Genomic DNA, 12,895 nt, shown 5'->3' with positions numbered 1-12,895 from the left:
TACCCCCAAGCGGTGATCAGGTTGTTTTTCGGGTCATGATGGGGCGGGCGGGATCAGGCGGAGTCGTGGAACCAGGGATCGCCACAGGTCCTGCAGGGGGCAGCTGCTCGACAGTCGCAGTACGACGCGGCGCACGGAGACGACCACCCGCGCGGCGACCTTGAAGAGTTTCAGGCGAATGGTGTTCACCTGGGCCTCGGCCAGTTCGGTGCCGGCCAGGGCCGTGCGGCGCAGCGTTTCCACCAGGACGTAGGCCGCCGAGGACAACAGCAGCCGGAACTGATTGGCCAGGAAGGCGTGGCAACTGGTGCGATCGGCGAAGAGCCCGAGCTGCTGCTCCTTGATGCGGTTCTCCATGTCGCCGCGGGCCGTGTACAGACCGTCGTAGATATCGTTCGGCGTGCGGTCGGTCAGGTTGGTCACCACGAATCGAACGTTGGGCCCCTGAACCAGCCGCTCGGCCTTGACGATCACGCGGCGCGGGCGATCCCAGGTCTGCGCCGCGTACTCGATCTCGTGGAAGTTCCGCACCTTCTGCTGCGTGGTGGCGAACTGGGCCTCGGCCGCCTGCATGAAGGACTCGGCCGCTTTCTCCAGGACGGTGTTGCGGGCCAGGCCCAGCACGTACTTGACGCCGTGCCGGTCGCACCATTTCATCATTCGCCGGCGGCAGAAGCCGGAATCCCCGCGGACGATGATCCGCACCCCGGGCCACGCCTGTCGCAAGCGCTGCACCAGCAGCTTCAGGATGGGCCAGGCGTGATGGGCCCCGTCGATGTTGCTGGGCCGCAGGTAGGAGACCAGCAGCCGCGAGCCGCAGAACACATACAGCGGTAGGAAGCAGTGGTGGTCGTAATAGCCGTGGAAGAAGCGGCCTTCCTGGTTGCCGTGGATCGGATCGTCGGTCGCGTCGAAGTCGAGGATCAATTCCTCCGGCGGCGATTCATAGGACGCGATGAACTGCTCCACCAGCACACGCGACATTCGTGCCAGGTCGCCGCGCGTGACGCGGTTCTCCAGCCGGCACAAGGTCGGACTGCTGGCCAGCGGCTCATCCGCGCTCGGCGGCCGCCCGGTCAGGACCGCCAGCACGGGATCGCTCCGCAGGGCTTGATGGTCGTTGAGATCTTCGTAGCCCATCGCAATGGCAAAGATGCGCTGGGCCAGCATGACCCGCTGGTCATGTTGAATTCGGGCCGGATCACGCGGGTCGTTGATGACCCCGGCCAGTTGATCGACCAGGCCCAGACGCCGCTCGACCTCCCGAAGCAGCAGACCCCCGGCGTCTGAGGTGAGCGTTCCGCCTGTGAAATCGGCCACGATTTTCTTGCGGCCGAGACTGGAAAAGAACATCGGTTTGCTGTTACAGTCTGTCACGAAAAAGCCTCCCTGCCTATGGACCGGAATGTTCTTACGAAACCCCAGTCTACAAGGCTTCGAGGCTTTTTCTATTCCTATTCAACGCCGACCTGATGAAATATTCGGGTTAGAAATAGCGCGACCACTGGAAATAGTGCTTTGCGGGTCATCTGATTCCTCCGTTTAGTCCGGCCACCCGAATTCCCTGTCAGCAGCGACAGGAAATAGCCCCTTGGGACGCTTTGAGCATTGATTGAAGCGTACTCGGCCAGCAGAAATAAGTATTGGAAAAACGCGACGCCGAATTGCAGTTGAAAGTGGTCAAAAACGGCGAATACCAAAAGCAAAGCCCGCCTGTGAGGCGGGCTAGGGGTCCCGACTCTCGGGCCGGAGAGTTGAGAAAGGAGGCTCTCAATGGGACCATCAGTATGCTAGCAATCGTCAAATGAAACGTCAATAAATTTTAGTCCGACAAATATGATGTAGCGTCGCGGCATGCGACGACGATTGACGAGAGCCAAAACATGTTCCGGTTTGTAATGTTTGGACCGTTTGCATATGCACAGCGCGGAGCCTTTCTGTGAATTCACAGAAAAACACAGGGCGGACCGATTCCTTTTTTAAGATAGTCACATCGGGGGATGCAGAATCCGGCGATCGGGAGAAAATCGACGACCATCGGCCCGGTTTCAAGACCGAAAACACATTGACCCAATCAGAGAACCCATTAGAAAATCGAACGCATTGACGGCAATTCGGAACAGGCAAGGCGCTTGCCAATCCCTTCCTCCATCGCGAGAAACCTGGTCGGGCTGCGACCTGCGAGGTCTTGAAAATCGCGAATCAAATGGGCCTGATCGTAATACCCGCAGGCCAGTGCCGCCGAGAGCCAGTTGACCGGCGAACCGGTCTCGGTGAATTCAAAAATTCGGCGGAATCTGATGATGCGGGCCAGGAGTTTCGGGGGAATGCCCACGACGGCGCGAAATCGTCGCTCTAGTTGTCGAGTTCCAATCGACGTCTGTCGGCACAGTTCGTCAATCGAGATCCTCCCGCCGGCCGCGATCAGCCTGCCAACGCATTGATCGACGCGATCGTCGGATGGCCCCGCGGCGGCCAGGCGATCGAGAAGGGCGCTCTGAAGGATCTCCAGCCGCTCGCGCGCCGACGGCGCTTCGCCGATTCTCGCTGCCAGTGATCCGGCTTGGCTCCCGATCAGCGACGAGAGCGGAACGATTGCGTCGACAATCTCGTGCATGGGCAAATCAAAAAATCGCCTCGCCCCATGCGGCTCGAAGCGCGCCCCGATCATCCAAAACGGTCCTGTTGGACACATGCGAAGGCAACTCGTGATTTGTCCGGCCACGAGGCTACGCGGCGATTGCTGGAAGCCGCCCCCTGGCCGTCTGACGAAGAATGGATTTCCCACGTGCACGATCATTTCCATGCAGCCGTCGGGGACGACGTGTTCCGGTTCGGCGCATGCCGCGGGATTGTCGTCGCTCATGATCCAGAAGCATCGAACGAATTGAGCGAGGGGCGCTACAGGCTGGAATTGTGCGTACTGCAATTTTGAACCCCTTAAGCGATTGCCCGCCGGGGTTCATTGTATCACGAAGCCGGTATATCCGAGCCGCGCGTCCGATCCAGCAATTCAAGAACCGCCTCGACGGGCATAAGTGATCTGCGAAGAACGTCCGGCGTCGTCGTTTCAATCTGCAGCCCTTGGCTGGACTTGAACGGCCCCACGCTGGCCCGCTCGAGCTGCTCGCAGGCGGCGCCGCAGCCGAGCGTCGTTCCAAGGTCGCGGGCGATGGCCCGAATGTACGTGCCGCGGCCGCAGGCGATGGTCAGCTCGAGTCGCGGATATTCAAAGCGGTTGACGGTGATGGCGTAGATCCTGACCAGCCGGGCCGCGAGTTCAGCCGGCCGTCCCTGCTTGGCAAGCCGGTAGCTGAGTACGCCGCCGACGCGCATGGCGCTATAGACCGGCGGCACCTGGAGGACCTCGCCGGTCATCGCGGCAACCGCGGCATCGACCTGCTCACGCGTGGGCGGCGTCGCGCCGGGAACTGGTTCAAACGGTCGCTCCGTGTCGAATGTTTCGTTTGTAACGCCCAGCCGAAGCGTCGTGCGGTACACCTTCGGCAGGTCCATCAATCGTTCGACCAGTTTCGTCGCCTTCCCGACGCAGGCCAGCAGGACACCCTCGGCGAACGGGTCCAGCGTCCCGGCGTGGCCGATCTTGCGAACCCCGAAGATCGGCCGCAAACGGTAGACGTAATGCGCCGAGCTCCTGCCCGCAGGCTTGTAGAGATTCACGATTCCGCTTGGTGTCGCGTCCATACCCGAGATTCTGCCCCATAAAAACGCGATTCGCCGCAACCATGCAGGTCTGAGACGAGATTAAGTCCGCCGACATCCCAAATGAAATGCCGATTTCCTATAATAGTCTCACAGGGAACCGGAGCGAGAAGATATGGAAGACCACGTCATCATTGCGGGCTACGGCGTCGGCGGCCGTTTCATTGCCGAATATCTCAAGGAACGACAGATGCCCTTTGTCGTCGTTGAAATGAACAGCGACACCTGCAGGGCTCAGCGAACCATCGGCGTTTCGGTGATCGAGGGAGACATTTCCGATGAGGCCGTGCTTCGCCGCGCAGGCGTCGAGACCGCCTCGGTGCTCGCGCTGTCCATTCCGGATGAATCGGCCGCCATTCGGGCAACGGAAATCGCCAACACCATCCGACCGGATATCTACATCATCGCCAGCACGCAATACACCAGCTCGGGACTCAAGGCCCTTCAAAGCGGGGCCGACGAGGTGATCGTCGCCGAACAGGCGGTGGCCCAGGAGTTCTATCGCCGCATTGCAAAATACATGGGCGCGCAGGTCGAATCAGTGAGCCCCTGATTCCGGCCGGCCACGCAGGCACTTCTACTTGAGCCCCAACTGCACCGTGCCCCCGGATTTGTGCGGGCAGCGGTCGGTATTGATGCAGCCATCCGGCAGGCGCAGTCGATCGACGGGCCTGCCGCCGACCAGGTGCGATTCGAGAATCTCTTCGATGTCGCCGGGCTTCACGAATCCATACCAGACCGCTTCGGGATAAACCACGATCGTCACGCCGTGCTCGCACTGATCGAGACACCCGGCGGTGTTGACGCGAATTTTCTTCTTGAGCCCGCGTTTCTCGACCAGCTCCTTGAGCCTTTCGCGAATGGCCCCCGCGTCCTTCGCCGAACAGCAGCCGCGCGGATGCCCCTCGGCCCGGGTGTTCGTGCAGACAAAGAGGTGCTTTTCAAAGGTCGGCATGGACGACCATTCTACCGCGTCGATCCCGGGCGAGACAGGGAGCCCAGACGCGGGTTTGCCCGAGTATCGGATCGCCGTTATACATGCCCGACCCATTGCGAGCGGAGTGTCATCGTTCGCGAGTTCGTCATCGAGGTAGATTGTGGATTCAGCACCGACCAATGCGGCTGGGGCGAAGGACGTTCATCGGCATCCGCCTGGTTTTCGCATGCGCCGCGGTCGCAACTGGTTCTTTCTCGGGCTGACGTACGCTTCTTATTACTTCAACCGATATAACCTCTCGATCGCGTCGAAGTCGTTCTGCGATACGTTTGGCTTTGATAATCAACAATACGGCTTGATCAATTCGGGTCGGAACTGGTCATACGCGATCGGGCAGTTTTGGAATGGACTGCTCGCCGACCGAATCGGCGGAAGGCTTTCGATGGCGATCGGAGGCTACGGCACTGCCGTGATGAACGTGTTGTTCGGGTTGGGCTGGTATTACAAGATTCTTGGCCCGGTGTTCGGAACGCTCGCCTGGTTCGTGGTGCTTCGCTCGATCGATGGTTACATACAGGCCTTCGGCGCTCCCGGCATGGTGAAGATGAACACCGCCTGGTTCGCGCGAGCGGAGCGCGGCCGGTTCGCGGGCATCTTCGGCATGATGATCAATCTGGGGAGGTTCGTAAACAATACGGTGACTCCCTTTTTGCTGGCGGGTTTCACGATTTGGAGTTATCGCCTGCCGCCGGGTAACTGGCAGGTCGTCTTTTTTGTTCCGGCATTGGTGATTATCGTTGTGACGACGGTAATGCTGCTGCTGGTGAAAGAGACGCCCGAGGATGCCGGATACAGCGGAGTAATCCCCCAGGAAGCAAACGATCGCGGAGATCAGGAGGGCCCGCTGCCGCTGCGCGAGATCTTCGTCACCATTTTGCGAAACCCGATGGTCTGGCTTACTGCATGGGCATACTTCTGTACCGGTGTCGTTCGATATGGCGTTGACGACTGGTTTCCGAAGTACTTTCAGGAAGTACAACACGTCTCTTTGACTTCAGCGCCCTTTCAGTGGACGGCCTTCATGATTCCCGCCGTCGCGACCATCGGGTCCATTGCCTCCGGCTATGTTTCCGATCTCATGTTCAAGGGGCGCCGAGCGCCCGTCGCGGCCGCCTTGTACCTGGCGGAGACCGTGATCATACTCATCGGCGCACAAGCAACCTCTCTGTGGGCCGTTTGTACGGCACTCATCCTGATCTCGTTTACCTGCAACGCGACGCACTCCATCCTTGGCACGGCCGCGGCCATGGACATCGGAGGGCGAAAGATGGCGGGCTTTGCCGCCGGCGTCATTGATTCGTGGCAATATATCGGCGCCGGCCTTGCGGGCGTTGGACTCGGCACGCTGATTGATAGGTTCGGCTGGGGAGCCTGGCTTTACAGCATGGCCGGGTTCGGCCTTCTCGGATGCTCTCTCATGCTTATTATGCGTCGATATGAGCTGGCTCAGACCAAGTAGTTCTTCGCCAACCCAGTGCGGCGGTGGGGCCCGAAAGACAAATTGCCGACAAGCTAATTTGGGGTAAGACGGCAAGAGCGGCACGGCCGGATCTTAACCCCGCCTCCCGACATATCAGCAGATTTCATCTCAACTTAGGGCGGCCACAAACGCTTCGCGCACTGTGAATTGGGTGAGTTTGCCTGGATTTCTGATCTGCTGCCCCGGGCGAATTCGGTATCGCATGAATTCAAAAATATGCCCGCCCTGATTGCAGTATGACAGCGCCGCGGTATCGTTTTCAGTAGTCGATTGCTTGAGGATGGCGTTTCTTCGGGTTTGTGGCAAGGTAATCACTTAGAACACATAGGAGTCGAATGCATGGCAGGCAATAGCAAGAATCGAATTGGAATCAGTATTGTCGCCTCGGCCGTCATCATCGCCGCGGGCCTGATTCTCGGCGGGCCGAGCTGGTCCTCGGCCCAGCACGAAGGTCACGATCATGGCGATGACGCCGATCACGCCGGTCACGATCACGACGGCGCCATGGCCAAGAACCCCAATCACTGGGGCGCGCCCAACGGAATGCATCTTTATCTCTGCGCGTTCCACATCTCCAAGGAGCGGCCCTCCTTCGCCGTCGAGGCCCATCACTACTGCTCGCCGCAGGCCGACATGCACCAGTGCGTGATCTACGACGGTAAGGGGCCCGGCGCGAAGCTGCTTGGCATCGAGTATCTCGTCAGCGACGAGCAGTATCAGAAGCTGCCCGCTTCGGAGAAGAAGTACTGGCATCCGCATGCCTACGAGATCATCTCCGGCCAGCTCATCGCCGCCGACCTGCCCAAGCAGGGCGACGACCTCTTCAAGGGACTCATCAAGTCGTGGGGCAAGACCTGGCACACCTGGCCCGATCCGACCACGAAGTTCCCCATGGGCGAGCCGATGCTGATGTGGTCGGCCAACGGCGACGGGCAGATCGACAAGGCCATGCTCTCGAAGCGCGACGCCCAGTTCGGCATCTCCACCGACGACATCCGCGAGCGCCGCAAGTCGATGGGCATGGAAGTGCCGCAGATTCCGCCGCCCAAGTCCATCGACGAACTCGGCCGGCAATTCACCGCGAGCGGGCCGGATGCCCCGAAGATGCTCGGCGGGAAGTAGCCGCATTTGATCGGCCGTTTGTCTCCGACGCTTCAAGCGCATCGACGACGGCCAGCATGGCAGTGGACATAGGCAGGGCGCGGAGCTGGTCGAAAGCCAGCCACCGCGCCCCCTTTTTTTGAGGCCTTGGCGCAACCTTCGTCTCCGCATCACAGACGAATCCGGTGAAGCGAATGTGCTTGTGCGTCAGCTGACGGTCGAGATCACAAAACGCCGTCGCCGCGGGTTCACAGCGCGTCGATGTCCAGTCAGCCGCCAGTCGCCGGACGATGCGCCTGATCGGCTGACCGTCCGCAATCACCGTCGGAAGCTCCCACAGCCCACCCCACAAGCCGCTTTCCGGCCGCTGCACGACAAGCCAACGCCTGCCGCGACGAATTGCCGCCACCGCGTGTGTCTCGCGGCTCATGCGGGTATTCTTTTTCTTGATCGGCAGAGATGCCACGCAATCGTCGGCCAGCGCCCGGCAGTCGCGCCGGATGGGGCATTGATCGCATTTCGCAGTCGCGCCGGGCGTGCAGATCGTCGCCCCCAGTTCCATCATGGCCTGGTTGAAGTCCCCGCAGCGCCGATCGGAGGCCAGCGCATCCGCGTACAGCGCGATCTCCTTCTTGCCGCCTGTCGTCGCCGTGTCGCCGCGCAGGCAGAAGAGCCGCGCGAGCGCCCGGTTGACGTTTCCATCCACGACGGCCGCCTTCTCCCCAAACGCAATGGATGCAATCGCCGCGGCACTATACGGCCCGATGCCCGGGAGTAGTCTCAGTTCATCTCGTGTCTTCGGAAATCGCCCGTCAAATTGTTCGACGACCATCTTCGCGGCGCGATGCATGTTCCTCGCTCGGGCATAGTATCCCAGCCCCGCCCAGAGCTTGAGCACGGCGCGCAGGTCTGCCGCGGCGAGCCGATCGACGGTCGGATAGTTTGAGCAAAATCGCTCGTAGTACGGAATGACCGTCGCGACCTGCGTCTGCTGGAGCATCATCTCGCTCAGCCAGACGCGATAGGGATCGGTCGTTTTTCGCCAGGGAAGGTCGCGCCGATTCCGGTCGTACCATGCAAGCATGTTCCGACGAACGCGTCCGGCGAGCGTAGAATCAATCAAGCGGGGCATGGCGGCGAATTGTAGAGCAGCCCTCGAATCACGCCGAGCCGATGCTGTGTGCTGACAAACGGAGCCCGCCGACCCGCGAATATCGGTCGAAAACATCAGAAAAGTAGCGGCTAGCAGGGGGAATCGAACGCGTTGATCTGCTAACATGGTGCATTAACCACTGTAGGGCCATTTCCCGCACGCCGGCGAGAAGGGTGAATTGCCAGATGATCTCGATTTCCAACCGCAAGCTCGCGACATTCCTGATCGCGCTGCTCGGCTTTTGTACGACTGCGTTCGCGCAATACGACCCTCCGGGCAATTACTACGACCCGGCCATCGGGCTCACCGGCGCGCCGCTCAAGGCCGCCCTGAACAGCATCATCGACGGGCACACGTCGATCTCCTATTCCAATCGAGAAGGGCCCCTCAAGGTCCTCGATCAGGACCCCGCCAATTCGCTCAACGTCCTGCTGGTCTATTCCGGCGTCAGCGTCGTCAATACCCAGTTCCCGGCTGGTTCCGCGAATACCGAGCACCTCTGGCCCAACAGCTACGGAATCGACAACAGCAATCCGGCCTACGGCGATCTCAATAATCTGCGGCCTTGCGATAAGAATGTGAACAGCGCCCGGGCAAACAAGTTTTACGACGACGGCGGTACGCTCCCGGCGCACCCCGAAGCGCCGCTGTGCCGGACCGACGCCGATTCCTGGGAAGCCCGGGACGTGGAGAAGGGTGATCTCGCGCGAGCCATGTTTTATATGGACACGCGCTACGAGGGCGACGGCACCGACGGCTTTCCGCGCAACCTGGAACTAACCGACAACCTCGCCACGATCACAAACACCAACAACAACATGGGTCGGTTGTCCACTTTAATCAGTTGGCATTTCCGCGATCAGGTCAGCACCGAGGAGCGCATCCGCAACCACACGATCTACACGACCTACCAAAACAACCGCAACCCATTCACGGATCATCCCGAATATGTCTGGGCCATCTGGGGTCCGACGCCAAATGATTCGCGGCTCTATGTCGGTGTAGTGGAACCTGCGGACGGCGTCTCGAACGCCATCGTCGATCTCGGCGATGTGTTTCCCAATGCGGCCGTGCCCGGCGCGCAGAATGTGACGCTCAACAAGGCCGGCAGCAATCCGACCACCTATGAGATCACCCTGACCGGCGCCGCGACCTCGGCGGACGCGGGGCTTCGACAGTCATTCATCGAGGGCGTTCAAAGCCGCGTGCTCTCAGTGGGCCTGGCGACGTCGACCGCGACCGTCGGCGTGAAGTCGGGCAGCCTGATCGTGAACAACACCGATCTCACCTCCTCGGGGGCCGGCCGTGGGCTGGATGACGGCGACGACACCGCCGATGTCACGCTTCGCGTGCTGGATCATGCGAACGCCTCCTTCGCGAGTCCGGCCGACGCAAACACGCTCATGATTGACTTCGGCAACGTCGCACTCGGCAGCGGCATGCAGGGCATCGCGCTGAGCATTCACAATCTAGAGGCCACGCCCGGCCTGACCGGCAAGCTCGACCTCGATGCCGTCAACGGCGTCGGCGATACGGCCGTGCTCACGACCGACATCGCCCCATTCGCCAACCTTCCCGCCGGGTCCAGCCAGTCGTTCATGGCGTTCGTCGATCCGGCCTCCCTCGGCGGATACTCGGCCACCTATACCATCGAGCTTTCCGACGAGGACATCCCCGGAGCGGCCGCGACGCCCGATCTGGTCCTGACCCTGACGGCCAATGTCGTCCCCGGCTGCCCCGGCGCCGATGCGAATTGCGATGAAATGGTGACCACCGATGACGTGGCCCCTTTCGTCGATTTGCTGCTCGGCCTGGGCGTCCCCTGCTCGCCGTGTGCGGGCGATGTCGATGCCAACATGACCGTCGACGGGGCCGATGTCGCCGCCTTCCTCGCCGAACTGCTCGCGCCGTAACTGCCCACCCCGACAAGAGTAACCAAAAATCACCCGCCGACCCCGCAAGCCGCGACTCGCTGGCACGGGGCGGTTTCGATTGCCGATAAATACCATGTTGGCCCGAAATGCGGAGGCGACCGCCGCGTTTCACTACTGTCCAGCGCCGGCCGCGTCGATCCGTGGCGGTCCCATTCCCCTCGTTGCGACGCCGAGGCGGTGATATTAAACTGCCTGACACAAACCCGGGGACCATCGCCTGCATGTGTCGGTTGTTCTCTGGCTGTATTTTTGGTCGGGCTCGCCTTAATTCCCTCGCGGATATTGGGAGAAGTTAAATGTCCTCCAGGTCTATGCGATTATTTCGGTGGCGCAAGAAGCTGCTCTTCATGGTGGCTGCGCTGCCCCTCCTTCAGGCGACCGGCACCTGCGATCCCTTCGCTTTGAACTCGACGATCGGAACATCGCTGGCCAGCGCCGGCTTCAGCGTCGTCGTCGGGTCCATTCAGTCCGTCCTGCTGCAGAACTTCCCGTCAGCGGACATTCTTCAAACGCTTCTCGGCGGCAACAGACAGCCGTTCTTCCAGAACTAACCTTTTACGCAGTGCGCCGCGGCCTGGCGCTTTCGCCGGGCTGCAGGCAGCCTCCCGAGGCCGTGTACCCTTATGAATAAGCGACTTCTGACTCGATATCGCATCGCCCGGCGCATCGCCATCGTGCTTGCCGCCGCGCCGCTGTTTCAGCTCTCACAGTGCCAGACCGGTGTCAATCAGGTGCTGGCCACATCGCTCAACAACACCCCGGCGACGGTGTTCCAGGTTCTGCTCAACATTGCCCTGGCGCCGATTCAATTGTTGTTGTTCGGCAACACCGGATTCGGCGGCAACGGCTCTGGTTCAGGGTTTTAAGCGGGCGATAGGGCGGGGGCGCAAGGCCGTTCTTAAACCTGCGCGGTGCTCAGCTTCGGCAGCACATCCATCAGCACCTGCATGTCGCAGAATGCCCCCTCGGAGATCAGGTAGAGGCAGGCATTCTCGATGTCGGCCGCGCTGAGCTTGCACTCCGCGAGGACCTGACGCGTCGAGGAAAAATCAATCGTCGATGCATCCTCGGGGTGCGGGCCGAGCAGGGCGATCATCCTTCCCGCGAAGCCCTTTTTCTTCAGCATCGCCGCGATGGCCGGCGCCTGCGACTGAACGTCCTCGCAGCGCGGCATCTTCATGTAGTCCTTCGCCGTCTCGTTGGGCGCCAGCTCAAACCAGATCAGGCCCTGTCGAAGATGGCGGTCGTAGAAATCCGGCGGAACGGCCCGCACGACGTGATGATAGCGCTGCTCCGCGAGCAGGCCGGCAAACATCGGCGACGTGATCACGATGTTGGTGCCGGGATAATGAATGTTGTCGCCGATCCGGACGGTGACGTCGCCCAGTCGCTCCGACAAATAAGTCTCCAGTTGCTTTTCAACCTTCGAGAAGTCTTTCGACGCGATCATCAGTGCTTGCTCGATTGGAATAATGAATTGCAGTGGCCGGACCCAACACGCTCGGCCATGCCGCGGCAACGGCATGCCGAAGAACTTGTGCATTGTGACCAATTCCGCCGGAAGCGACAACCCAAAACAACCGCCAATTCTCAATCCGTCGCCATTCCCGAACGTCCGAATATACTGGCCGACTTGTGACTTCAAACCGGGGCCGGTAGTCTTTCACGCTTCATGCGGAGTATCGCGCTGAAGAGCCTTTGCTTGTCCGCAAGCGCCTCGCTTCCGAGTCGCCTGTTTCTCCTTGCGGCCGTCTGTGCCGAACTGGTATGTCCCGGATGTGCAGCGCCGCAGCGCGCGCCCGATAAGGTCGATCTCGATTCCGGCGCCGTCGTGACCTCCGCCGATCTTCTAACCCGCGTCGTCGAGGCGCATCGCCGCGCAACAAGTCTGCGCGCCCTCGGACTGCTTCGTGATTTTCGGCGCGGCGCCGACCGTCAAGTGCCGATCTCATGGCAGCTTGCCCGACCCGAGCGCTGCAAACTCCAGATCGACATGGACGTGGCCATTGTCCTCGGTGGGCAGTGGTGGACCTACCGCCCGGTCGTCGGCAGATACACCTCTCATCGGCCCTTCACCACCACCCCCATCGAAACGGCGGCCACCCTCATCTCCGACGGCGTGCCGTTTCTCCTGCCTCTTCTGTTCAATCAAGGCGCCGCGGCCCTCGGCGCCGGCGCTGACGGCCTCTTTCCCGAATGGCGGCTCAAAGGCGCGACCTTTCAGGCGGGGAGGCCCTGCTACTTCTTCGAGCGCCGCGAGCCAGGCCCCGACAATCACGGATTCCTGAGAATGCTCATCGACCAGGAATCGCTTCTACTTCGCGGTTGGACCCTGGGTCGCCTGCGTTCCGATGGCAGCGAGAAGATTCTCCTTGAAGCGACCTACTACGAGATCGTCGCCAACGCGCCGATCTCGCGTGACGCCTTCGACGCCACACCCCCAACGCCGATCCAGCTTCCCGCCGACGCCGCAACCGGGGAATCGCGATGATACGCGGTAGAATCCT

Annotated in this window: 13 protein-coding genes; 7 read left to right on the top strand and 6 right to left on the bottom strand. The window is 60.9% G+C overall.

Features of this window, described 5'->3' with window-relative positions:
* Positions 1-33 precede the first annotated feature (33 nt).
* From HS101_07630 to truB, 3 genes are all read right to left on the bottom strand, one after another.
* Complete coding sequence (locus HS101_07630) at positions 34-1,353, bottom strand: IS1380 family transposase (GenBank protein ID MBE7506145.1); 1,320 nt, start codon at positions 1,351-1,353, stop codon at positions 34-36.
* 733 nt (positions 1,354-2,086) lie between these two features.
* Positions 2,087-2,866: a helix-turn-helix transcriptional regulator gene (locus tag HS101_07625; protein ID MBE7506144.1), complete on the bottom strand. Its 780-nt coding sequence runs from the start codon at positions 2,864-2,866 to the stop codon at positions 2,087-2,089.
* A gap of 104 nt (positions 2,867-2,970) precedes the next feature.
* Positions 2,971-3,705, bottom strand: coding sequence for a tRNA pseudouridine(55) synthase TruB (truB, locus tag HS101_07620; GenBank protein ID MBE7506143.1), 735 nt, complete (start codon positions 3,703-3,705; stop codon positions 2,971-2,973).
* A 133-nt stretch (positions 3,706-3,838) separates the two neighbouring features.
* On the opposite strand from truB, the gene HS101_07615 reads away from it, so the two are divergent.
* Positions 3,839-4,276, top strand: coding sequence for an NAD-binding protein (locus HS101_07615; GenBank protein MBE7506142.1), 438 nt, complete (start codon positions 3,839-3,841; stop codon positions 4,274-4,276).
* 24 nt (positions 4,277-4,300) lie between these two features.
* On the opposite strand, the gene HS101_07610 is transcribed toward HS101_07615, so the two are convergent.
* Complete coding sequence (locus HS101_07610; GenBank protein ID MBE7506141.1) at positions 4,301-4,678, bottom strand: (2Fe-2S) ferredoxin domain-containing protein; 378 nt, start codon at positions 4,676-4,678, stop codon at positions 4,301-4,303.
* A 208-nt stretch (positions 4,679-4,886) separates the two neighbouring features.
* On the opposite strand from HS101_07610, the gene HS101_07605 reads away from it, so the two are divergent.
* Positions 4,887-6,179 (top strand): MFS transporter, encoded by a 1,293-nt coding sequence (locus HS101_07605; protein ID MBE7506140.1) that lies wholly within the window; start codon positions 4,887-4,889, stop codon positions 6,177-6,179.
* A 360-nt stretch (positions 6,180-6,539) separates the two neighbouring features.
* Positions 6,540-7,322, top strand: coding sequence for a DUF1264 domain-containing protein (locus tag HS101_07600; protein ID MBE7506139.1), 783 nt, complete (start codon positions 6,540-6,542; stop codon positions 7,320-7,322).
* On the opposite strand, the gene mutY is transcribed toward HS101_07600, so the two are convergent.
* Positions 7,276-8,433, bottom strand: a complete 1,158-nt coding sequence (gene mutY, locus HS101_07595) for an A/G-specific adenine glycosylase (protein ID MBE7506138.1) — start codon at positions 8,431-8,433, stop codon at positions 7,276-7,278. The genes HS101_07600 and mutY overlap by 47 nt on opposite strands.
* Before the next feature lie 206 nt (positions 8,434-8,639).
* On the opposite strand from mutY, the gene HS101_07590 reads away from it, so the two are divergent.
* The 3 genes from HS101_07590 to HS101_07580 all read left to right on the top strand — a co-directional run bounded on the left by HS101_07590 (position 8,640) and on the right by HS101_07580 (position 11,254).
* Positions 8,640-10,367, top strand: a complete 1,728-nt coding sequence (locus HS101_07590; protein ID MBE7506137.1) for an endonuclease — start codon at positions 8,640-8,642, stop codon at positions 10,365-10,367.
* 317 nt (positions 10,368-10,684) lie between these two features.
* Complete coding sequence (locus tag HS101_07585) at positions 10,685-10,939, top strand: hypothetical protein (GenBank protein MBE7506136.1); 255 nt, start codon at positions 10,685-10,687, stop codon at positions 10,937-10,939.
* A gap of 72 nt (positions 10,940-11,011) precedes the next feature.
* Entirely contained in the window at positions 11,012-11,254 is a 243-nt protein-coding gene (locus HS101_07580) for a hypothetical protein (GenBank protein MBE7506135.1), read from the top strand.
* A 32-nt stretch (positions 11,255-11,286) separates the two neighbouring features.
* On the opposite strand, the gene HS101_07575 is transcribed toward HS101_07580, so the two are convergent.
* On the bottom strand, positions 11,287-11,838 hold the full coding sequence (locus HS101_07575; protein ID MBE7506134.1) for a hypothetical protein: 552 nt from the start codon (positions 11,836-11,838) through the stop codon (positions 11,287-11,289).
* A gap of 252 nt (positions 11,839-12,090) precedes the next feature.
* Between HS101_07575 and HS101_07570 the strand changes: the two genes are divergently transcribed.
* The gene (locus HS101_07570) at positions 12,091-12,879 is read left to right on the top strand and encodes a hypothetical protein (GenBank protein ID MBE7506133.1); all 789 of its coding nucleotides are present in this window, start codon (positions 12,091-12,093) and stop codon (positions 12,877-12,879) included.
* The last annotated feature ends 16 nt before the right edge of the window (positions 12,880-12,895 follow it).

This window comes from Planctomycetia bacterium (assembly GCA_015075745.1).
GTDB lineage: Bacteria > Planctomycetota > Phycisphaerae > UBA1845 > UTPLA1 > UTPLA1.
The sequence above is the reverse complement of the archived record's forward strand: the minus strand, read 5'-3'. Positions and strand labels throughout refer to the sequence as shown.

Bases quoted from the DNA above. Each gene is read 5' to 3' on its own strand.
- HS101_07630 (MBE7506145.1), bottom strand. From the start codon at position 1,353: ATGTTCTTTTCCAGTCTCGGCCGCAAGAAAATCGTGGCCGATTTCACA.
- HS101_07625 (MBE7506144.1), bottom strand. From the start codon at position 2,866: ATGAGCGACGACAATCCCGCGGCATGCGCCGAACCGGAACACGTCGTC.
- truB (MBE7506143.1), bottom strand. From the start codon at position 3,705: ATGGACGCGACACCAAGCGGAATCGTGAATCTCTACAAGCCTGCGGGC.
- HS101_07615 (MBE7506142.1), top strand. From the start codon at position 3,839: ATGGAAGACCACGTCATCATTGCGGGCTACGGCGTCGGCGGCCGTTTC.
- HS101_07610 (MBE7506141.1), bottom strand. From the start codon at position 4,678: ATGCCGACCTTTGAAAAGCACCTCTTTGTCTGCACGAACACCCGGGCC.
- HS101_07605 (MBE7506140.1), top strand. From the start codon at position 4,887: ATGCGCCGCGGTCGCAACTGGTTCTTTCTCGGGCTGACGTACGCTTCT.
- HS101_07600 (MBE7506139.1), top strand. From the start codon at position 6,540: ATGGCAGGCAATAGCAAGAATCGAATTGGAATCAGTATTGTCGCCTCG.
- mutY (MBE7506138.1), bottom strand. From the start codon at position 8,433: ATGCCCCGCTTGATTGATTCTACGCTCGCCGGACGCGTTCGTCGGAAC.
- HS101_07590 (MBE7506137.1), top strand. From the start codon at position 8,640: ATGATCTCGATTTCCAACCGCAAGCTCGCGACATTCCTGATCGCGCTG.
- HS101_07585 (MBE7506136.1), top strand. From the start codon at position 10,685: ATGTCCTCCAGGTCTATGCGATTATTTCGGTGGCGCAAGAAGCTGCTC.
- HS101_07580 (MBE7506135.1), top strand. From the start codon at position 11,012: ATGAATAAGCGACTTCTGACTCGATATCGCATCGCCCGGCGCATCGCC.
- HS101_07575 (MBE7506134.1), bottom strand. From the start codon at position 11,838: ATGATCGCGTCGAAAGACTTCTCGAAGGTTGAAAAGCAACTGGAGACT.